Annotated in this window: 20 protein-coding genes and 1 pseudogene; 12 read left to right on the top strand and 9 right to left on the bottom strand. The window is 53.0% G+C overall.

The annotated features are described in order from the left end of the window. Nucleotides 1-21 precede the first annotated feature (21 nt). Together VI25_RS04695 and VI25_RS04685 are read right to left on the bottom strand one after the other, a co-directional pair. Nucleotides 22-729, bottom strand: a complete 708-nt coding sequence (locus VI25_RS04695; RefSeq protein WP_055562313.1) for a LytR/AlgR family response regulator transcription factor — start codon at nucleotides 727-729, stop codon at nucleotides 22-24. A 1,125-nt stretch (nucleotides 730-1,854) separates the two neighbouring features. After that, a complete protein-coding gene (locus VI25_RS04685) occupies nucleotides 1,855-2,532 on the bottom strand; it encodes a porin family protein (protein ID WP_045688222.1) in 678 nt (225 codons plus the stop codon). 87 nt (nucleotides 2,533-2,619) lie between these two features. On the opposite strand from VI25_RS04685, the gene VI25_RS04680 reads away from it, so the two are divergent. Beyond that, nucleotides 2,620-3,648: a hypothetical protein gene (locus VI25_RS04680; protein ID WP_045688215.1), complete on the top strand. Its 1,029-nt coding sequence runs from the start codon at nucleotides 2,620-2,622 to the stop codon at nucleotides 3,646-3,648. Between the two features lie 71 nt (nucleotides 3,649-3,719). Then, entirely contained in the window at nucleotides 3,720-4,934 is a 1,215-nt protein-coding gene (locus tag VI25_RS04675; protein ID WP_045688214.1) for a glycosyltransferase family 4 protein, read from the top strand. A gap of 44 nt (nucleotides 4,935-4,978) precedes the next feature. Here the strand turns inward: VI25_RS04675 and nth are convergent, their stop codons facing one another. From nth to VI25_RS04650, 6 genes are all read right to left on the bottom strand, one after another. Continuing rightward, the gene (nth, locus tag VI25_RS04670) at nucleotides 4,979-5,698 is read right to left on the bottom strand and encodes an endonuclease III (protein WP_045688221.1); all 720 of its coding nucleotides are present in this window, start codon (nucleotides 5,696-5,698) and stop codon (nucleotides 4,979-4,981) included. A 153-nt stretch (nucleotides 5,699-5,851) separates the two neighbouring features. Continuing rightward, complete coding sequence (locus tag VI25_RS04665) at nucleotides 5,852-6,043, bottom strand: hypothetical protein (protein ID WP_052695154.1); 192 nt, start codon at nucleotides 6,041-6,043, stop codon at nucleotides 5,852-5,854. Next, nucleotides 6,021-6,656, bottom strand: coding sequence for an RNA polymerase sigma factor (locus VI25_RS04660; RefSeq protein WP_045688220.1), 636 nt, complete (start codon nucleotides 6,654-6,656; stop codon nucleotides 6,021-6,023). The genes VI25_RS04665 and VI25_RS04660 overlap by 23 nt, the downstream gene beginning before the upstream one ends. A gap of 327 nt (nucleotides 6,657-6,983) precedes the next feature. Then, nucleotides 6,984-7,565 carry a DUF6799 domain-containing protein gene (locus VI25_RS04655; RefSeq protein ID WP_152981490.1) on the bottom strand — a complete coding sequence of 194 codons (582 nt, stop codon included), beginning with the start codon at nucleotides 7,563-7,565 and terminating at the stop codon, nucleotides 6,984-6,986. 66 nt (nucleotides 7,566-7,631) lie between these two features. After that, nucleotides 7,632-7,775 (bottom strand): hypothetical protein, encoded by a 144-nt coding sequence (locus tag VI25_RS25015; RefSeq protein WP_236704887.1) that lies wholly within the window; start codon nucleotides 7,773-7,775, stop codon nucleotides 7,632-7,634. Nucleotides 7,776-7,834: 59 nt separating this feature from the next. Further along, on the bottom strand, nucleotides 7,835-8,053 hold the full coding sequence (locus tag VI25_RS04650; RefSeq protein ID WP_055562311.1) for a hypothetical protein: 219 nt from the start codon (nucleotides 8,051-8,053) through the stop codon (nucleotides 7,835-7,837). 250 nt (nucleotides 8,054-8,303) lie between these two features. Here VI25_RS04650 and VI25_RS04645 point away from each other — a divergent pair, with 250 nt between their 5' ends. Then, the gene (locus VI25_RS04645; RefSeq protein WP_082455394.1) at nucleotides 8,304-9,578 is read left to right on the top strand and encodes an MFS transporter; all 1,275 of its coding nucleotides are present in this window, start codon (nucleotides 8,304-8,306) and stop codon (nucleotides 9,576-9,578) included. Nucleotides 9,579-9,776: 198 nt separating this feature from the next. On the opposite strand, the gene VI25_RS04640 is transcribed toward VI25_RS04645, so the two are convergent. Beyond that, entirely contained in the window at nucleotides 9,777-11,243 is a 1,467-nt protein-coding gene (locus tag VI25_RS04640) for an alpha/beta hydrolase family protein (RefSeq protein ID WP_161806873.1), read from the bottom strand. Between the two features lie 382 nt (nucleotides 11,244-11,625). Here VI25_RS04640 and VI25_RS04635 point away from each other — a divergent pair, with 382 nt between their 5' ends. From VI25_RS04635 to prmA, 9 genes and pseudogenes are all read left to right on the top strand, one after another. Beyond that, nucleotides 11,626-12,291 carry an SGNH/GDSL hydrolase family protein gene (locus VI25_RS04635; RefSeq protein WP_152981489.1) on the top strand — a complete coding sequence of 222 codons (666 nt, stop codon included), beginning with the start codon at nucleotides 11,626-11,628 and terminating at the stop codon, nucleotides 12,289-12,291. 321 nt (nucleotides 12,292-12,612) lie between these two features. Next, nucleotides 12,613-15,445, top strand: a pseudogene (gene uvrA / locus VI25_RS04630) (excinuclease ABC subunit UvrA). 168 nt (nucleotides 15,446-15,613) lie between these two features. After that, nucleotides 15,614-16,432: a tryptophan-rich sensory protein gene (locus VI25_RS04625; protein ID WP_045690405.1), complete on the top strand. Its 819-nt coding sequence runs from the start codon at nucleotides 15,614-15,616 to the stop codon at nucleotides 16,430-16,432. Between the two features lie 88 nt (nucleotides 16,433-16,520). Further along, nucleotides 16,521-17,285 carry a triose-phosphate isomerase gene (gene tpiA, locus VI25_RS04620; RefSeq protein ID WP_045690406.1) on the top strand — a complete coding sequence of 255 codons (765 nt, stop codon included), beginning with the start codon at nucleotides 16,521-16,523 and terminating at the stop codon, nucleotides 17,283-17,285. Nucleotides 17,286-17,359: 74 nt separating this feature from the next. Next, nucleotides 17,360-17,740 carry a DUF6150 family protein gene (locus VI25_RS04615; protein WP_236704886.1) on the top strand — a complete coding sequence of 127 codons (381 nt, stop codon included), beginning with the start codon at nucleotides 17,360-17,362 and terminating at the stop codon, nucleotides 17,738-17,740. A gap of 158 nt (nucleotides 17,741-17,898) precedes the next feature. Continuing rightward, complete coding sequence (locus VI25_RS04610; RefSeq protein ID WP_052695415.1) at nucleotides 17,899-18,384, top strand: ATP-binding cassette domain-containing protein; 486 nt, start codon at nucleotides 17,899-17,901, stop codon at nucleotides 18,382-18,384. Then, the gene (locus tag VI25_RS04605; protein ID WP_052695416.1) at nucleotides 18,381-18,659 is read left to right on the top strand and encodes a hypothetical protein; all 279 of its coding nucleotides are present in this window, start codon (nucleotides 18,381-18,383) and stop codon (nucleotides 18,657-18,659) included. The genes VI25_RS04610 and VI25_RS04605 overlap by 4 nt, the downstream gene beginning before the upstream one ends. Further along, the gene (locus VI25_RS04600; RefSeq protein ID WP_045689667.1) at nucleotides 18,638-20,008 is read left to right on the top strand and encodes a hypothetical protein; all 1,371 of its coding nucleotides are present in this window, start codon (nucleotides 18,638-18,640) and stop codon (nucleotides 20,006-20,008) included. The genes VI25_RS04605 and VI25_RS04600 overlap by 22 nt, the downstream gene beginning before the upstream one ends. A 99-nt stretch (nucleotides 20,009-20,107) precedes the next feature. Further along, complete coding sequence (gene prmA, locus VI25_RS04595; protein ID WP_045689668.1) at nucleotides 20,108-20,944, top strand: 50S ribosomal protein L11 methyltransferase; 837 nt, start codon at nucleotides 20,108-20,110, stop codon at nucleotides 20,942-20,944. The last annotated feature ends 111 nt before the right edge of the window (nucleotides 20,945-21,055 follow it).

The following is a 21,055-nucleotide window of genomic DNA, read 5'->3' as shown; positions in this document are numbered from 1 at the left end:
GCCAACAGGCAAAGCCAACTCCTATAGTTCACGTAAGCTTTGGTAAAAGGCTTCTTGGTACGATTTACCAATTGGCACTGCGTAAGGGCCAAGCTTCAGCGTATTGTCTTCAATGGCATCAATACGCTGGGTATTGATGATGTAGCTACGGTGTACGCGCACGAAATGGGCAAAAGGCAACCGCTCGGTAATAGCTTTGAGCGTAAGGTACACAATGTGCTTTTGAGCTTTTGTAACGATGATAGAGTACGTCGATAGTGCTTCGATGTAGTAGACATCGTTGAAGTCGAGGCGCACCATACGGGTGCCTACCTTCACAAATAACTCGGTGCTAACGGGCTCTGGTTGGGGTGCTACTTTTACGCTGCGCTGCTCTAGCACACGCTTAATTGCCTGCGTGAAACGCGAAAATTCAACTGGCTTTACTAAGTAGTCGGCGGCGCGAAGCTCGAAAGCGTCTACTGCAAATTCTCGGTGCGTAGTAACTACAATAACCGTTACTTCTGAAGGAATCAGACGTGCCAACTCCAGACCGGAGAGATGAGGCATCTCAATATCAAGTAATAAGATATCGGCACGGCCGCCTTGGCGGAAGTATTGCAGCGTTTCTAGACTTCCTGGTAGGGAAGCGGCTAACTCCAACTCGGGAGTTAGTTCCACCATATGTTCTAGGGTTAAACGGTTGATTTCATTGTCATCAACAATGATACAAACAGCGGGTGTGGACATGAAACTAGTGCGCAAAACGATCTAACTCTGAAAGCACATAGACATCCTAGTTTCCCGAATCGAGACAGAAAGGAGGTTTACAGGCAATTCTTTACGAACCTAATTCTAAAATGTGGAAAGCTCAACAATACTCGGCGAGATACTCAAAATGCCAAGTAAACTAGCGGTGGCTCACCTACAAGTCAACGATATATTGTCTTTTATCCTATCATAAGAAACTACCAAGGAGCCATGCGATACTGGTTCGTTCTTGAGGTAAGTGCTACTATGAGATAGCGCGATGCGGTGATAAGTAGAGTAACCCGCCTACTAGACAGAAAACGTGTGGGTTAAGAAAGAGAAACTTGCTGTTAGGCCAAATAGCTAGGGGGTAGGGGGGAAGGCAAGTACGTTTGCAATATCCTGTTACGGATACTGTTTCTGCTCCTCTACACCTTGCGCAAAATGAAGTTCTCCTATTGTTTGCTACTAGCTGGCTTGATGCTAAGCGGTAGTAGCCAGGCGTTGCCCCGACATCATAATCGTCAGTTGATCGGAGCCGACCACGAGCTACCTGAGCCCGTAGCTATAGTGCTTTGCTTAATGCGCAAACACACTGCCTGACAGGCTATTTAACCAAGGCCCTGCACCTCACTCACTGGCAACGTGCGGCTGTGCGGCGGATTGCTCACGAGCAGATGCAGCAGTTGCTTTTACAGAGTACATCAGACTTGACGGTACTTCCCTTAGATGATATTATGCTTCAGGTTCTAACTCCCGAGCAGTACAGTCTCTTTCAGCGGCTGCCATCTTACGCTTGGGTAGTAAGGCCCGCTTCTACATTTGAAAACCAAGTGGCCAAGCACTAAAACGGTTGTTGCATGCCTATACGAATAGTCTTTGGCCTGCTGCAGTTTCTGCTGTTGGCTACAATTTGCTTTGCTGGCGCCTACCATCTCACTCGACGGCCTCAGTCCGTTGCGGCCCCCAGAACTATTATGGTGGCACCCGGGGTAGAGGAACACACCCTGAGCATGTTGCCCTCGAATTAAACGTGCTGAAGTTGTGCCCTTACCAACCCTAACGCAAAAAGCCACTGCCTGCGCTACATGGCGCGGGCAGTGGCTTTTCGAGGAGTCTTTCAGCTTAGAACTTCAAGCCCAAGTCAAGGGCAAACTCGCTGTTCTTTAGCGTGGCCGAGCTGAAGCCGCGCGAGTCTTCGAAGTAGTTATCAATATTGAGCAAGCCCCGGTGGTAGCTTACTCCACCGAATACTTTGGTGCTTTGCCCTACCTGGTACTCAGTGCCTACGCTCAAGAGTACGCTAGCATCTGGGATGATAACGTGCTTGATAGCTTTGGTTTGACCAGCACTGGTATTACCTGGGTCGGTGTAGTACTTGTCTCCATCTATCTTGCCAGCAATAGCTCCGCCAAGTGTACCGCCCAACTGGAAATAAAGCTTCGTGTCGGTGGCTATATCATTGGTAAATAGCTTTACCGTGAGGGGCACTTGCAGATACTGTAAGCCAATTTTCTGAGTCTGGGTTGAGCGCGTGTTCTCATCGTAGTAAGTTATTTTTCCGCCCTTGCCGGCTAACTCTACTCCTGTGCTGAACGCGTAGTTCTCACCAAAGAAGTAGTCGACTACGAGGCCGCCGCCCAAACTGATTTTGCTAGACTTACTTTGCAACGCGTACTGAGAAGGGGCATCAGCTCGTAGTGAGGTGATGGAAGGCGAAACCTTCAAGCCAATCTCTACCTGTGCCGACGCGCCGCTAATGGTGGCCCCCGTAACCAGCAGGGCAAGGAATATTTTTTTCATGGTAATTACGGAACTGCGTTGGGAAAACACGAAAGGCAGCAATCCACCGTTCGTTTTGGCTAATTTCGCCTTAAAGATAGAAGCGAGATGCACATTCCTGCCCGTATACGCCCTTGGCTTGCAGCCGTAATAGGAGCGGCCGTTTTGGTACTGCCCAGCTGTAACCGCGGCGAAGATGCTTGTGAGCTAGACCCGGAAATTGCCAAAGTGCCCGTTGCGGTGCAATTGGAACGGTTGGAGGTGCCTTTCTTTCAACTGAAAAACAATGCCGATGTAAACCGCTTCGTGGAGACGCATCCGTTGTTTGCCCGGCAAATTCTGCAGGTGCAGCAGTACCCTGCCCAGGCACAGAACGCCACTCTACTCCGCCTCGCCTCTAACCCTGATCTACGACGCCTGTACCTGAAAGCGGATAGTATATTTACTACGCCCAAGCTGGAAGCAGGGCTGAAGCCGCTCTTTCAGCATATTCGCTATTACTTCCCCAGTTTCCAGCCGCCGCTAGTGGAAACGTTTGTGACGGGTCTTAGCCAGCATCTATTTGTAAATGATAGCTTGCTGATGATTAGTCCTGATTTCTTTGTGGGACCAACAGCTAAGTACCGGCCCCAGATGCCGGACTACATGCTGCGTCGGTACACGCCTGACCACCTAATGCCCACAATAGCCCTGGCCATTAGTAGCAAATACAATCAGAAGCAGACCGTCAACCCGACCATGCTTAGCGAGATGGTATACTATGGTAAGAGCCTGTACTTCGCCGAAAAAGTGTTGCCTTGCACAGCCGACTCTCTACTGATTGGCTATACCAATAAAGAAATGGCAGGGGTGGCATTCAATGAAAGCAAGATATGGGCGCATTTCATTGAGAAGAGCTTGCTTTACAACACTGAGTCGTTCACCATTCAGAAGTACGTGGGGGAGCGGCCCAACATTCCCGAAATTGATAAGACGTGTCCTGGTCGGGTAGGAGCCTGGGTTGGGTGGCAAATTGTGCGGAAATATATGGCAGAGCATCCCACCGTAACCCTGCGGCAGTTGATGAGTGAAAAGAATGCGCAGCGCATCCTCAGCGAATCGCGCTACCGCCCCAAACCACGCCGGGCCGAGCGGTAGCAGCAAGGATAGCATGGTGGTCAAAACTCGTAAGTAGATTCTTCCACTCGGCAATTCTCATTGAAATTTGCATGCACATTGCCGTCTTTAGCCAGTACCATACGAACCCAGACTGTCCTGCGACGAGTCGGCATTATTCGTTGCTGGCCCAACTGGCCCGCAAACACCGCATTACGCTCATCACGACCCGCACATGGGAACGACAGCGTCTCACCTATGAGTTTCCGTGGCTGCCAGAGGGGGTGACGATGCGCGCGGCAGAGGTTTCCTATGAGAATAAGATGGGGGTAGCCCGCCGCATTCTGTCTTTTGGGCAGTATGCCGCTTATGCTCTGCGAGAAGGGGTGCGCCTAGAAAAGCCTGATGTTATATGGGGCATTAGCACCCCTCTCACCGCGGCGTGGGCAGCGGCACAAGTAGCGCGGCTGCGTCGGGTACCATGGGTATTTGAAGTGCAAGACTTGTGGCCATCCTTTCCCATTGCTATGGGAGCGGTGCCAAATTTGTTTGCTCAGCGGCGTCTTTTTGACCTCGAAAAAAGCTTGTACCAATCAGCTCGCCATGTTTTGCCCTTGTCACCAGATATGACAAGCTACGTGCGCCAGCTAGGAATCTCGGCTGACAAGGTTACTACTGTACTCAATGGTACTGACCTCGATTTGGCCGCTTGTGCTACTTCTGCTGCGGTAGCCGCATTGCGCCAGCAGCAAGGTCTGGAAGGGCAACGGGTAATTTTGTATGCAGGTACCTTTGGCCGTGCCAATGCTATTCCAACTTTACTTGCGGCTGCTGTTCAACTAGCGCCCCAACACCCTGATGTAACTTGGTTATTTATGGGGCATGGGTTTCATCAGGAAATAGTGGAGCAGGCCGCTGCTACTTACCCTTTCATTCGGTTAGTAGCGCCACAGCCCCGGCACGCTGTCTTTACGTGGTTTCGCCTAGCTGACGTAGCGGTAGTTTCTTTCTTGGGCTTGCCCGTGCTAGATGCTAATTCGCCTGCCAAGTTCTACGATAGTTTGGCCGTCGGAACGCCTGTCATCGTCACCAATGCCGGATGGACGAAAACATTCGTGGAGCAACACCGCTGCGGATGGTACAGCCCCGCAGAAGATGTAGATGCCTTGGTTTTTACAATTGCAACAGTGTTGCGAGATAAAAACTTATTGCGGACTGCTGGTGATGCTGGCAAAGAAGTAGCGCAGAAATATTTCGACCGCCAACAGATAGGAAATATTATTGAGCAAGTATTGGAGAATACCTGCACTCATCAAATGACATGGTAGCGGCCTGCTTTTTATATCTTGGACTATCTAGAACTACTTATAGACTAAGTTGTGCCTAGGTCATCCATCTTGGGGGATGATTTGCGTTTGGAAAGCTTAGGAGACTCCACCAACAATCCTTTTGATACTACGTCGGCATAATACTTACACCACTCTTTTAGTGGGCATATAACGCACTTAGGCTGGCGGGCCACGCAAATGTAGCGACCATGAAGAATCAGCCAGTGGTGAGCTTTTGGTACTAATTCGGTCGGAGTGTAGCGCATTAGCTCCTTCTCAACTGCCAATGGCGTAGCGGCACTGCGGGCTACCAACCCCAGCCGGTGCGATACCCGAAACACGTGTGTGTCTACCGCCATTGCGGGCTGGTTGTAGATAACGGATACCACTACATTAGCAGTTTTGCGCCCCACGCCGGGAAGGCGTTGTAACTCCTCAATGCTACTAGGAACTTCGCCTCCGAACTCTGTAATCAGTAGTCGGCCTAACCCCGCAAGATGTTTGGCTTTGTTGTTTGGGTAAGAGACGCTTCGAATGAAAGGGAAAATATCCTCGGCCGAGGCGGCTCCTAGCTGTTCAGGCGTGGGAAACTGTTCAAGCAAGGCCGGCATGACCTGGTTGACCCGCTTGTCGGTGCACTGGGCACTTAGTACTACTGCAACGAGCAACTCATAGGGGTTAGAGTAAGTAAGCTCCGTTTTGGGCTCTGGAAAGTGCGTAGTGAAGTACTCAATAAAAAGACGAAACCGCTCGGATTTACGCATGAGAAGAAAGTAAGCTACCAGCAAGTATGCGAGAGGCTAGTAGCTGGTGTGCGTAGCCAGTCGTTGAACGCAAAAATGCGGAGTACCGCGAAGTTACCAGATGGTACGCTTCGCGGTACTCCGCACGCATAATGAACTGTATCAGAAGTAGACCTAGCCTTGGCGCATGAAGGTGCGCGAGTATTGCAAAATGGCCGCAGTAGACTGCTGACTAGGAGTGCGCTGGATGCCATTGAGCGTTTGCTGGGCAAGCAGCAGGTCGGCGCAAGTGGCAGCCAATTCAGGGTCATGAAGTAGCGCTTGCTCTACTTCTTTGTACTGCTCAGCTGGCAATTCGTTGTACACGTACCGGAGCAGTGTCTCGTGGGGTAAAGTTTTGATCATAGAAAACGGGTTGTGCGGCCATTTTTTTCCGCAGGTTGATCAGCGCATAACGCATCCGCCCTAGCGCAGTATTAATGCTGACCCCCGTTGCATCGGCAATTTCCTGAAAGCTCATGTCGCCGTAGTGACGCATGATCAGGACTTCTTTCTGCGCCGCGGGCAGCTCCTGAATCAGCTCCCGAAGCCTGGCGTGGGTTTCTTCCCGCGTCATGGTAGCTTCAGCACCTTCTTCTGCCAGCGACAACGAATTAAAGGCGTGACTTGTTGTATCCAAGTTCAACAAAGGGCTACGTTTTTCACGCCGGAAAAAGTCGATGGCCAGATTGTGTGCGATACGGCAAATCCAAGAAGAGAATTTTCCTTCCTCATTATAGCGTCCGCTCTTCATGGTGTGAATAGCCTTTATAAAGGCATCCTGCAGCAAATCTTCTGCTACATCCTCATCACGAACGATAAGCATAATAGTAGTAAACACGCGGCTTTTGTGCCGCTCAAGCAACTGCGCAAAGGCCTCTTCCTGGCCGGCAATATAAAGCGAGATAAGAGCGGAGTCGCTCGGCTGCATGGTTTCCATAAAGGCTACGGGAATTAGAGAACGTAGAGCTTTAGGCCATAGAATGCAGTTGCCGGTGAGAACTAAAGAGTTCGGGAATTGTGAAGGAAGGGTGAAGTGCCGTGTAGAAATCAAATGTAGAAAACAGCAGGGCTAAACACAATGGGTGGCTAGTGTAAAAAGAAAAAAATTTTACACTAATGAAACCTTAACATAAAGCATATTATATATATAATTTGTTGGTATATCAGCTTTTGTGAAGCGCTGAAAAACAAGATAAAAAAAGAATAGTGCCGAAAAAAGCCCGCAGATGCGGGCTTGAAAAAAAGAGTGCCAAAGTTGTGCCAGCTACCGGCGCAGCCGCGCATCCAGGGTGCGTAATTTCGCATCTAATTGGGCTGCCTCGGCCTGAGAATTGGTGCCCAGAGCCGTACTAGCACGCTGGTTTAACCGGTCGGCTAGCTGGCGTAGAACTTGGAGCCGGGCTTCGGTTTGCCGCAGTGTGGCAGTAATGGTAGGGTCAACGGGAATGGAACGACTTGGCACAACAGTAGGAGTAGCACCCGTGACTTTCTGGTCGTACTGTTGAATAGCCTCTGCCGCCATCATATCATCGCGCAGGTTTACTACATCGCCCTGCTGGTTAATGGCTTTACCTTCACCCAATAGCTGACGGGCCCCGTCCTTCGCAACCATAATACCATCCGGTCGCAAAGTAAGACCATTCGTGAATTTGAGAGGAGCAGAAAGTCGAGTAGACTGCCCGGCCTGTAGCTGCATCACGACCCCATTCAGGCGGTAGGCCCCATCTTTCAGGGCAAATCCATTGGCAGTAGTACCAGTAGAGGATTGAGCTTGGCTAGCGGCAGGAACAGCTGTCCACAAACCAGCTAGCAAGAGGACACGAAAAGTAGAAGAGGCGAAGGACATAGTTGGAAGGGGGAGAGGCAAACAGTACAAAAGAGAATACGAAAGGCAGTAGGAACTCGGGTTGCGTTACGCGCTTTCGTAATGCTGACGTCGCGCCAACCACGCTATGGCTAAGCCTTCCTCCGTGAACATACGAAGATGGCAATGGGTATCGGAGGCTAGGGGCACTCCATCCTCCTGGTCAATAGCGCTGAGGTGGGAAGGAGCCATCAAGAACGCTAGGTAAACCCGGCCGCCCAAGCGCCCGGCAAGCGGAGGAATAAATTGGGTTAGAAACCAGTCAGTATCGTCTTCAGTGGGCACGCTACGGCTCGGTAGTCAAGTAGCCAGTAACGACTGCGGCAAGCTACAGCGTGGGTAGCAATGGCCTCATAGCCGGTTTGCACTTCCAGACCACTCAAGGGCCGTTGCCAGCGAACCAACAATACGCCTAGGTCGTCGCGGTGGTGAAGGGTAAGGTAGTCGGGAGCAGGGGTAGGAGCAGCCATGTAGGAGTAGCAGAGAGTGATAAAAGCAGGCGCAGGCAAGAAGCTCTGAGAACTCGCTCGTGCCGCGCATTGCAAGTTCTTTCGCAAGTACTAGCTCGGCCTTTCTCAGGTATTTCATACGACGGACGGTATCAAATGGCCGAACGGAACTTGGCTACCCAAGCAACATCTACTTGACACAAGGGGCCAATTGTGCCAGTGAGCCGGTTCGTAGGGGCTACCTTTACACCTGTTTCTCTGTCTTGCTGCCATGTCCGTGCCTTCCAATTCCTCCGATGCTCCTCATGATCCATACGCTGCCCTGCGAATTTCAGACTTTCGTCGGCTAATCTCAGCGCGCGTGTGCCTCACTATGGCTACCCGTATTCAGGGGCTAGTAGTGAGCTGGCAGATCTTTAAGCTGACTGAAGACCCATTAGCCCTGGGCTTGATAGGGCTGACGGAAGCTATTCCTAGCATCGCTGTGTCGTTGTATGCTGGTCACGTGGCCGACTCCGTAAGACGAAAAAATATTATTGTAGTCACGGTTACGGCGTTGCTGCTCTGTGCCGTGGCACTAACCTTCTTCTCCTCATCCTACGGGGCATCCTTGCTTTCGCAGCATGCCCTGTACGGAGTCATATTCGTTAGTGGTATTGCACGGGGCTTTCTGGGGCCAGCGTTGTTTTCCTTTATGCCTCAACTGTTGCCTACCCGCGACCAATTAGCCAATGCCATCACGTGGAACAGCACCACGTATCAAGCGGCATCGGTATTGGGCCCGGCGGTAGGCGGCTACCTCATCGCGCATTTAGATGTCGCCAACTCCTACCTCGTAGCCACAGTGCTACTTGCTGTTGCTTTGGCGCAGTTTGTTCTCATTGCCTCACGGCCTCTTCCCGTAATGGAAGGAGAACGGCTTAGCCTGCAGGATAGCGTACTGAGTGGTATGCGGTTTATTTGGAACAACCAGTTAGTACTTGCCGCCCTGTCGCTCGACTTATTTGCAGTTCTATTTGGGGGAGCAGTGGCTCTACTGCCAATTTTTGCAGTAGATATTCTGAAGGTGGGTGCGGCTGGCCTCGGTCATTTGGAGGCTGCCCCAGCCGTAGGATCAGTCCTGATGGCTACTTTCCTCACCTACTATCCGCTACGCCGTCATGCTGGGCGTAAGCTTTTATGGGCTGTAGCTGGTTTTGGGGCAGCTACTATCTGCTTCGCACTATCCACTACCATGTGGTTGTCCTTATTCCTGCTGTTCCTAACTGGGGTCTTCGATTCTGTTTCGGTGGTAGTTCGCCAAACCTTGATTCACACCTTTACGCCAGAGCACATGAAAGGCCGTGTATCAGCGGTAAACAACATCTTTATTGGCTCCTCCAACGAAATAGGTTCGTTTGAATCGGGCGTGGCGGCAAAGCACTTAGGAGTGGTGCCATCCGTCATATTCGGCGGAACCGTAACCATGCTAGTTGTAGCGTTTACCGCCTTACGTGCCGATAAGCTGCGTAATCTTGATATGACTCCGGACCGCGTTTCTGCCTAGCAGCACTTAGCAGTGGGTACCTAAAGCCTTGGAGAATATAGAGAATAGGCAGGCGAAATGTGGATAACTGTGTGGATAACTACTCTGTTATCCACCTTGCTCGTCAGTATCAGCATGATAAAAGGCCCCTACCGAAGCTGAATGGCTAAGTAGGGGCCTTATGTATCCCTGAGCACAGGGTTAAGAACGATAAGTCCGTTACCGACTTGCTTGTGCTGATTTAGTGGGTTTCTTAGGCGTTTTCTTAGCGGGTTGCGAGGCGGCCTTATTCACCGTTGTGGGGGTAGCTTGTGGGCGTTTTGTATTGTCGAAGATCCACTCCCGAACGATGTCGAGCGCCTTAGGGGAAAAGGTAGGTTGCTGGGTGCCGTTTATCAAGGGCCAATCTTTGGCCTCAGGTTGAAACCAGTGGTTGACCCCAACAAGCTTATCCGACTTCACCTGCGAGTTGTGTAGGCCCTTCTTCAGAACTCCCAAATTTTGGGCGGGGTCTACTTGGAGGTCAGCCGTGCCGTTGAGGGCCAAGACGGGGCACTTCACATTTGGAAGCAGCACCACCGGGTCAAAGTCTAGGAAGTAACGCGACCAAGGCGAGGTAAGCTGAGCGGCCCGCGCCCGCGCCATTTGGGGGTCTAGGTCGGTGTTATTGAGGCGTAGATAGGCTGCTACTTTACCACGAGCTTGGTTGTCGTTGGGCGTCTGCCGAATGATATCGATCATGTGCTGGTGGAAGTCCAACGCAGCCTTTACCTGGGCGGGGTTAGCTCCAATGAGCCGCAAAATTTCTACCTGCTGACGCACCAAAACATCCCGGCCTGGCAGACCATAGCCGGCCAATGACACAACGAAAGCAGGCGCTGCTGGCTCAGGTTGGGCAGCTGCCAGCAGCGCTACGTTGGCACCCTCACCATGACCAATCAGGCCGATGTGCTGCGGGTCCACTAGGTTGCGGGCGCGCAGGAACGTCATGGCTGCTTGAGCGTCGCCCATCAAATCGGCGGTAGTAGCAGTCAGATAGTTGCCTTGCGACTTACCCACGCCGCGGTCATCGAAGCGGAGTACAGCAATGCCGCGGCGAGTAAGGTGGTCGGCCAGCATGCCAAACATGCGATACTCCTGCTGCTCGGCGTCGCGGTCCTGGGGGCCCGAGTCAGAAAGTAGCGCTACGGCCGGAAACGGACCCGGGCCAGCAGGTATGGTGAGGGTGCCGGCCAACCTGATTTTGGCGACGGCATTCGTAAACATGATTTCCTCCTCGCGGTACGGCGGGGTGAGGCGAGGCTTCTTACTGGCGGTAGCTGTTGCAGAAACTGCGCGCATGAGTGTAAGAGGAACGGAAAGACCTGGTTGCGTCCAGGTGCCTTCCAGTTGAGCCCCACCATTCTTGACTTTACCTATAAAGCGGCTACCAGCTTGCTCAATGTTAAGTGTGATGTCATTTCCCTTCAGTACTACTTCGGCTGGCATCCGGCTGATGCGCTGCTGAGGAGCATCCAGTGCCGCATAGTACGTGCCATTAGTCAAGGGCACGAGGGTAATAATTAGGTCAAGCGTACCACCGGGTACTTTCAAAGGGCCCTTCCATTGTCCGTTTAGGATAGGGGCCGGATCAGGCGAAGGCAGGCGCTTGGCTAATACTGGGAGTACGTGTCCCAGAACGAGCAAGAACGAACACAGTACGAATAGAGTTTTCCTCATAAAGTCAAATTCAACAATGGTATCTTACCGTAATAGGGCAGTAAGAGAACGGAAAATACCAACTTTACCGAATACATACCAGCCACACGCGGCTCGCCTAGCAAGAAGGGCGCCAGCACAGCTGAAAGGGCCGAAAAAGTTGGACACGAGAATCTGTCTAACACTTGAAACCGCATCTGGTTTGCACTATACTTGTTCTATATCACTATGGTGGCAAATAAAGCTGGTAATCAATAATCTTACGAATGCTATGAGGTGCAAAGTCTCATAATGGGATGACAACGACGGTAGTTTGCACTCAACCTAGTACCTTGGGTGACTTCGTATCTGTCCATTTCCTTGTTTACCTATGCTTACTGCTACCATCCGTGGGTTTGGGGGCGCGCTTTTGCTAGCACTGCGTGCGGTTTTCCCAACCTTAGCCCAAACTAATCCACCCATCAACCCCCAGCAGTGGGCCAACGAATTGCGTGCCTTTGCCCAGCAGGACAGTAGCAACCCTCCACCCAAAAATCCTATCCTGTTTTACGGTAGTTCTTCGATTCGAAAATGGGAAACTCTCAAGGCTGATTTCGCTGGACAGCCAGTGCTCAACCGTGGCTTCGGCGGTTCCCGCTTCCCCGATGCCCTGTATTTCTTCGACAAACTAGTAGTAGCCTATCAGCCACGGCAAGTAGTACTCTATGAGGGCGACAACGACATTGGCTCCGGTGCCACGCCTCAGGAGGTATTTCAGTCGTTTCTGGCATTTGAGAAGTTGATGCAGCAGAAGCTCCCCAATGTGCCGCTCGTATTTTTGGCCATTAAGCCTAGTCCTTCGCGCTGGGCACTTTATCCCAAAGTGCAGGAGGCCAACCGCCTGATTAAAAACTACATCGAGCAGCACCCAAAGCGCCTGCGTTTTGTGGACACGGCTACCCCCTTGCTCGGCCCCAACGGCAAACCCCGCCCCCAGTTCTACGTGTCGGACAGCCTGCATATGACACCCGCAGGTACACTGTGTGGAAGGCAGTAGTAGGGAAGGGGCTAAAAAGGTAGTTAAAAATCTACTGGCTAGGTATATAGCTTTTCTTGTTCTGGTAGCTTCTCAAAAACGTATAGTGCCTTGCTTACATAGCCCTGATTGCTGAGGCTAGCTCCTAAGCCTTTTGCTATAAAGAGAGGATAAGGGATTATAGCTACTAGATAGGCGGTGCTACAATGTTATGAATTTGCGGACAGCAAGTAGTGGTTCTGTGCAGAGGTGTTTCTTACCCGCAGCTATCCACTGTACCTTCGCCTGCCTAAACCGCTTCCGCCGGAAACCAAACCCCCGGCCGTCGTTGTTTACCGACCTATGGCCGATAACTCCGCTTTGCAAGTAGCCGCCCCCGCGGCTGATCCCATTGACCAGCTCGACCCGCGCGAGTTCATCCTGATAAAGAACGCCCGGGTTCACAACCTCAAAAACTTGAGCGTGGCGCTGCCGCGCAATAAATTCATCGTTGTCACGGGCTTGTCGGGCTCTGGTAAGTCTTCGCTGGCGTTTGACACGCTGTATGCCGAGGGGCAGCGCATGTACGTGGAGAGCCTCTCGTCGTATGCCCGCCAGTTTTTGGGCCGCATGGACAAGCCCGACGTGGACTATATCCGCGGCATCTCGCCGGCTATTGCCATCGAGCAGAAGGTCAGCATCAAGAATAACCGCTCCACAGTAGGCACCAGCACCGAAATCTACGACTACCTCAAGTTGCTGTTTGCCCGCGTGGGTCGTACGTTTTCGCCGGTGAGCGGCGAGCAGGTTCGGAAGGACAACGTAGCGACGTAGTAGACTACCTCTTTCGTTTGCCCGAAGGCACGCGAGCAATGATTCTGGCGCCGCTGTTGCCTAACGAAGACGGTCGGCCGATGAGTAAGGAGCTGGACTTGCTTCTGCAGAAAGGTTATAGCCGGGTTGTTGTAAACAACGAGACGGCCTTCATTGAGGAGTTGATTGCGGAAGGCCAGCCGGAAGTGCAGGGCGACGTGTTCATTATGGTTGACCGGGCTGTTATTCAACCCGGCGACGAAGACCTGATGTTCCGCCTGTCGGACTCCGTACAGACGGCTTTCTTCGAGGGGCATGGCACCTGCCTAGTAAAGCTGGATGAGGAAACCCGCACCTTCTCCGACCGGTTTGAACTGGATGATTTGGTGTTCGAAGAACCCAGCGTCAACTTCTTCTCCTTTAACAATCCCTACGGTGCTTGCCAGACCTGCGAAGGTTTCGGCTCCGTGTTAGGCATCGACGAAGACCTCGTAATTCCGGATAAGAGCCTGACGGTATACGAAGGGGCTATTGCTCCTTGGCGCACTGATAAGCAGAGTGAGTGGCTGAAGCCCCTGCTAAAAAACGGCATCCGCTTCGATTTCCCCATTCACCGCCCGTACAACGAACTCAGCGAAGCCGAGCGCACCTTGCTGTGGAAAGGCAATAAGTACTTTGAAGGACTTGATGCCTACTTCAACTGGGTATCGACTCAGACGCACAAAATCCAGTACCGGGTGCTGCAAAGCCGCTATCGGGGCCGCACTACCTGCCCCGACTGCCGCGGTACGCGTTTGCGCAAAGATGCTCAGTACGTCAAGATCAATGGCAACAGCATCACGGATCTGGTACTGCTGCCTGTGAGCCGGGCCCTAGAGTTTTTCCAGAACCTCGACCTGCCTGAGCACGAGGCCAAGGTAGCCGAGCGCCTCGTGACCGAAGTAACCAACCGCCTGGAGTATCTAAACCGCGTAGGGTTAGGCTACCTTACCTTAAACCGCTTGAGCAGCACGCTCTCGGGTGGGGAAAGCCAGCGTATTTCATTGGCCACGTCGCTCGGCTCGGCGCTGGTAGGTTCCATGTACATCCTTGACGAGCCCAGCATTGGCCTGCACCCCAAGGATGCGGAGCAGCTTATAGGCGTTCTGCGCTCCTTACAGCAGCTTGGCAACACCGTCATTGTAGTGGAGCACGAGGACAAGATGATGGAACAGGCTGATCAGATCATCGACATTGGCCCCGAAGCGGGTAGTGGCGGTGGCATGCTGCAGTTCCAGGGTACTTATGCCGAAGTACTAGCCTCCGATACCTACACGGGTCAGTACTTGAGCGGCCGCATGGAAGTAGCTGTGCCCACAAGCCGTCGGCCTTGGCGCAACGCCTTGGAGCTGACGGGTGCCCGCGAGAATAACCTCAAGAACGTATCGGTGAAATTTCCGCTGAACGTGATGACCGTGGTGACGGGCGTATCGGGCTCGGGCAAGTCTACCCTAATTCGGCGTATTCTGGCTCCGGCTCTGCTCAAGCAACTAGGCGGTGGAGCGGGCGAAGCTACCGGCAAATTCGACCGGCTAACTGGTGTGAATGGGCAGGTGACGCACGTAGAGTTTGTGGACCAAAACCCTATTGGCAAAAGCAGCCGCTCAAACCCGGTGACGTACGTGAAAGCATACGATGCCATCCGGACTTTGTTTGCTGACCAGCAACTAGCCAAAGCACGGGGCTTCAAACCGTCGCACTTCTCCTTCAACATTGATGGCGGCCGCTGCGAGGTATGCCAGGCGAAGGCCAAGTAAAGATTGAGATGCAGTTCATGGCCGATATCTACCTGACGTGTGAGGCCTGCGAGGGACGCAAGTTCAAGCAAGATATTCTGGACGTGAAGTTTCAGGACAAGAGCATCAACGAGGTGCTGGAAATGACCATTGAAGACAGCATTCAGTTCTTCAAGGACCAGCCTAAAATCGTGGAGCGCCTCCGGCCCCTGGACGACGTCGGACTTGGCTATATCCGCCTGGGGCAGTCGGCTAACACGTTGTCGGGTGGCGAAGCTCAGCGCGTGAAACTGGCGTCGTTCCTGACCAAGGGCAATACCTTACAGAACGATAAGATTCTGTTCATCTTCGATGAGCCTAGCACCGGCCTGCACTTCCACGACATCAACAAGCTGATGACGGCATTGAATGCACTAGTGGAGCAAGGAAACTCGGTGCTCATCATTGAGCACAATATGGACATCATCAAGTGCGCTGACTGGGTTATTGACTTGGGCCCGGAAGGGGGTATCAACGGCGGGCACTTGCTGTTTGAAGGCACGCCAGAAGAAATGGTTAAGCTCAAGGATACCAACCACACAGCACGGTTCTTGGCCGAGAAGCTGTAAAGCGCACTCTCTACAACAAGAAGCCCGGCTGTATCTACAAGGATACAGCCGGGCTTCTTGTTGTGGGAGTAGAGTAAGATAGAATGTGAGCTGGTGCGAGCCGCACTTCAACTAAAGTCTGTAAAGCTTGCGTAGGGAGATTTGCACTACTTCCTTGTTCTTCACTTCATGAATTCGCATCTCTCTTCCCAAGCTGCTTTTGATGCTCTTGTAGCTCCCACCCAAAGTCGTGTTTGGCGCTGGGCTGCTACGGCTGCTATTGCCGCCAACCTCGCGCTCAATTACGTGTCGCAACGCTACCCCTTCAATGGGCAAACAAACGGGCAGGTATCTTATAAATACCCAACGCCACTTACGCCGGCAGGCTACGCGTTCAGCATCTGGGGGCTGATATTTCTGGGCTTAGCTTTTTACGCCATTTGGCAGCTACTTCCCGCTCAGCGCCGTAACCTGCTTCCCGATGCTGTGGCGCGGCCCTTGGTGCTTGCAAACCTGATGACAAGCTTATGGCTGGTAGTGTTTGCGTATGAACTCTTGGTGCCGAGCATGGTAGTAATGTTGCTAATCTTGGCTAGCCTAGCGGTGGTATATGGTCGGACGCGGCACTTCGTGCAGCGGGGCGAGGCCCCGTGGTATAGTAGCGTAGCATTTGGCCTGTACTTGGGGTGGATATCGGTGGCAACGGTAGTAAACGTAACCCTGGGCATAGGTACCAAGTGGCAGCCCGCGGCGGCGCAAGCCATTGAAATAGCTATTGTGCTGGTAGGCATTACAGCCGGTGTGGCCCTGAACGTGACCAAGAAATTTCGGGAGTTTGCCTACCCCGCTGCCGTAGCCTGGGGCCTGTTGGGCATTTGGGCCGCCCGCCGTGCCGCTGCCGATACGCTGGTACTGGCTTGGATGGCGCTGGCCGCGGCTGCGCTGGTAGCCATTGTTGGCCTGGTACTCGTGTGGTGGGGTAGGCGCAAGGCTAGCCGTAGCCGGTAGCAGTAGCAACTGCCGGCAGGTAAATCTGCTTTCATTGGAGCACATCCTGCTAACTTGCGGGTCAACCCCAACCTCAACCCTTTCCGCTATGCGTAAGAATATTGTGGCCGGCAACTGGAAAATGAATACCACGTTGCAAGACGGTCAGGCCTTGATTTCCGAAATTGTGAACATGGTGCAGGACGAAGTAACTGGCTCCCAAGTGGAGGTAGTGGTGTGCCCGCCCTTCCCATTCCTGACGACTATTGGCAAGCAACTCCCCGAAGGGGGCCGATTCCACCTGGGTGCCCAAAACTGCCACCAGAAAGAAAGTGGTGCTTTCACTGGTGAAGTGTCGGCCAAAATGCTGCAGTCGGTAGGAGCCGAGTACGTAATTCTGGGCCACTCCGAGCGTCGTCAATATTTCGGTGAGGACGATGAGCTGCTGAGCCAGAAGCTAAAAGCAGTTCTGGCAGCTGGCTTGAAACCAATTTTCTGCGTAGGCGAGAGCCTGGAAACCCGCGAGGCGGATGATACCTTTAACTTCATCAGCAAGCAGCTCCAAGACGGCTTGTTTCACCTCTCTAACGAGGAATTCGACCAAGTAGTAATTGCCTACGAACCCATTTGGGCCATTGGCACCGGCAAAACGGCTACTAGTGCACAGGCACAAGAAGTTCACGCCTTCATTCGCGAACAGATTGCCCGCGCCTACGACGCAGAGGCTGCTGAAAACACCACCATTCTCTACGGAGGCTCGGCCAACGCCCAGAATGCTCGGGAGCTATTTGGTCAGCCTGATGTAGATGGAGGTCTCATTGGCGGCGCTTCTCTCAAGTCGCGCGATTTCACGGAAATCATCAAGTCGTTCTAAGCACGTGGTGGCATACTTGCCCGAACTAAACTTGGTCGGATAATTGTCCTTGGGACGAGGTATATCCCCTTGCTATGCTCGCATCTGTTCTGTTTTCTGGTTTGCTGGCGCTCAGCCCATTTCAGCCGGCCCCGCGCGTGCCCTTCGTGGCAGCTACCCAACCGGTAAGCGTTGAGCCCTGCCGCATCTATGGGTCGGTGTACCTGGAAACGGACCCGCGTCGTAAGAACTACTGTTTTGGCACTCTCTACATAGAGGCCGAGGACACCTTCGCTGATGTGCTAGTGTACAAGGAAACCAACAAGCTCTTCGCCGACAAAGCCGGGCTATGGTACATCACCGATTCTCCCAGTTTCGCGGACTACTCCTTGTTTGTAACGCCCCAGCGTAACCTGGCCGACTTTGCCATTTACTTCACCAAGGTACGTTCCTTTGCCGGCTGTCGGCAGCAGTAGTGAAGAGCAGCTATACAAAATGAAAAGCCCCGTCCTATGCCAATAGGGCGGGGCTTTTTGCTGCTAGTCACACAGTGTCTGCCCAGGCAGAAGTTACTACCTTGGCCTACCCGATATAGGTACAGAATGCTTAGTATCTGCCACGCAGTTTATTGTCAATGGAAGTAGAACTTCGTCAGCTCACGAAAGCTTTTGGGGCCAAAAGTATCCTGCGTGACGTAAGCCTCAGCGCCCACACGGGCTACTGTGTAGGTGTGCTAGGCCGCAACGGAGCCGGCAAAAGCACGCTTTTCAATTTGCTTACCAATGTGCTCTTGCCCACCAGCGGTGAAATACTGCTAGACGGTACTGCTATGGGCGAAACATTTCCGGTGGCGGTCAAGCGCCGTATTGGCGCCCTCATCAACCAAGGGCACCTTGTAGAGCAACTCACCGCCGAAGAGTACCTGCAGTTCGTAGCCCGAATCTATGAGCTACCCGACGCTACAGCCCGCATCAACAGTCTGCTCGGGCACTTGCTGGAAGACTACGACAATGTACGACGCAAGCGCCTTAGCTCCTTTTCCACTGGTATGAAGCAGAAAGTGGCCGTTGCCTCCTGCCTGCTTCACCGCCCTGAGCTGTTGATTCTTGATGAGCCTTGAACGGATTGGACATCTTCTCGGCAGAGCGCATTCTGGAGCTGCTAGGCAGCTACCGCAGCCAGTGCCTCACGTTCGTGTCCTCACACAACTTGGCGCACATTGAGAAAATAGCCACGCATCTGTTGATTCTCGACGACAGCGAAGTAAAATACTGGGGCTCGATGGCTGACTTCCTGCGCGGGCGCGAGGCTTACCTCAACGACGCATTGCTTCAACTGCTGCACCCGGCCTCCACCTCTGCCCAGGACCTGACATGGCTCACGACGGAACGCTAGGGCACTTTCTTCCCTATTTGCTGAGTCGCCGCCTAAAAGCCGTGCTCTGGCCCGATGCTGGCGAAGGGCGCGCTGCCCTCATCTTGATAGCGTCGTTGTGTGTGCTCTACGGGGTGGGCATGGCTTTCATGCTGAACCGAGAAGCGTCGCTACCCGAGGGCTTTGCCAAGCAACTGCTATTCCTGATAAATGGCATATTCTACCTGTCGGCCTTGCTAGTAGACTTTATGCCCACCTACAGACCCGTGCAGCGGCCCTTACCCGACCATTTTCCGGTGTCGGGTAAGCACAACATGGTTACGGCCTTTCTGCTGGATCTAATTACCGTACGTCGGCTTATCCTGCTTCTGTTTCTGCTGGTAGCACTAGTGGGTGCTCCGCGCGCCTGGCGCCCGCTTGGCCTCAACCTATTAGTTCTACTCAGTGCAGCTACGGTTAGCTTCAATCTACGCCTGCTGCTGTCAATGGGGCGGTGGCGTCATTCATTGTTTGCCTTAAACCTACTGTGTCTAGTAGCGGCGGCTGGTTGGCTGAGCACATTTATTACTCTTCCCTTCGCCACTACCGCGCTGACCACATTGGCCATAGCAGGCCCACTAGTGCTGTGGGGTGTGGCGCTGGCCGGGCTAGGGGAGAAGTTTAGTAGTCGTTACCTCGCCACGACCCCTGAAAACAAGACCGCAAACCAATTGCTGGCCCGTCTTTCACCAGAGTGGAAGGCTTACCTGCGCAAGTGCTGGCCGGCACTGTCTATTGCACTCGTTTTCAAAGTGACAATTCTGGTCCTTAGCAGTAGAATGACAGCCAAACATGGTGACCCACTGAACGGTATCTTTTGGATGACCTTCCTGCCAACCATTAGCTTCACTTACGTTAACAATAATCTTTTCGGAGCAGTAGGGGCAGTGGCTGCGAATGAAATTGCTCGGTTGGGCCTAACGAAACGGCTACTGCACTTGTACTTGCGGCTGGTGGGCCCAGTGCTTTTGGCTGACTGCTTGGTGTCAGCGGTGGCACTGCTGACGTTGTTCCCGCAGGGGCGCTGGAATTTACTGGGCCTGCTACCGTTGGCAGCGGGCACTCTGCTAGTACTAGGCCTATGGGGTAGTCTCTATAAGGCCAAAGTCATCAGCAAAAGCATTGACTTTACGAACATGCGAGGCAATGCTTCTACCCTGATAAACCTGCTTAGCATAGCATCTGGGGCAGTGCTGTATTTTGTGCCGTGGTGGTGGGTACGTGTAGGTTTTGCTGCGCTGGCAATGGCTACGGCTTGGGTGCCGATCAGGCGTGTAATGCGCAATGAGGGTGCTCTCCGGCGCCAGCTCTGGCACAACTTGAAATTCTAAGCCTCTATTGGCCGCATCAAATCTGTATTTTTGCACTGAAGTTGCCGTCCGGGTTAGTTGGGCGGCATTTTCGTTTCTCCTGATACCCCTCTGCCAACCATGGATTTTATTGAACTGAGCGTGAAGGCTCCCCGCGAGCTGTCTGATATACTAGTAGCTGAGTTAGCTGAGCTTGGCTTCGATACCTTCGAGGACAACGATGATGGCTTTTGCGCCTACACGACGGAGGATGTGTTTAACCCCGATGATGTGGCGGAGGTCATGAGCCGCTACGAGGGAATAGGGGAGCTGGAGTATTCTCATCGGGTTATCACCCGCCAAAATTGGAATGCCGAGTGGGAGAAGAATTTTCAGCCCTTGGTCATTGCCGATAAGGTGTCGGTGCGGGCACCCTTCCACGAGGCCCGACCCGATCTGGAGCACGAAATTGTGATAATGCCGCGCATGTCCTTCGGCACCGGCCATCACGACACGACGGCTCTCATGATTACCAATCAACTGCACATCGACCACCAAGGCAAGCGTGTATTAGACATGGGCTGCGGCACCGGCATTCTGGCCGTAATGGCCGTGCAGCTCGGCGCCGATTACGTGCTAGCCGTGGACGTAGAGCCCTGGACCGCCGAAAACGCTGCCGACAACGCCGCAGAGAACAACGTGCAGGACAAGGTAGAAGCTCGCTTGGGGGACGTAACCGCGCTGGAAGGAGAAGCTCCGTTTGATATCATTCTGGCCAACATCAACCGCAATGTACTGCTGGAAGATATGGGTGCGTATGCAGGCCACCTCAAGCCGGGTGGCCCCATTCTGTTTTCTGGTTTCTATGAAGAAGACCTCCCGCTGATTCGCGCGGCGGCCGAGAAAGCAGGCTTCCAGTATGAAAGTCACCGCACCCAAAATCACTGGGTTTCGGCCGTGTTTCGGCAGCCCGCATAACGCCTTACGCAAGAAGGCAGAAGCGACACCACCCGCGCAACAATCTTGCGCGGGTGGTGTCGTTTTAGGAGCTACCGTAGCGGCACGATGCCGAGCTGTAGGAGCTAAGGG

The organism is Hymenobacter sp. AT01-02, assembly GCF_000961955.2.
GTDB lineage: Bacteria > Bacteroidota > Bacteroidia > Cytophagales > Hymenobacteraceae > Hymenobacter > Hymenobacter mucosus.
The sequence above is the reverse complement of the archived record's forward strand: the minus strand, read 5'-3'. Positions and strand labels throughout refer to the sequence as shown.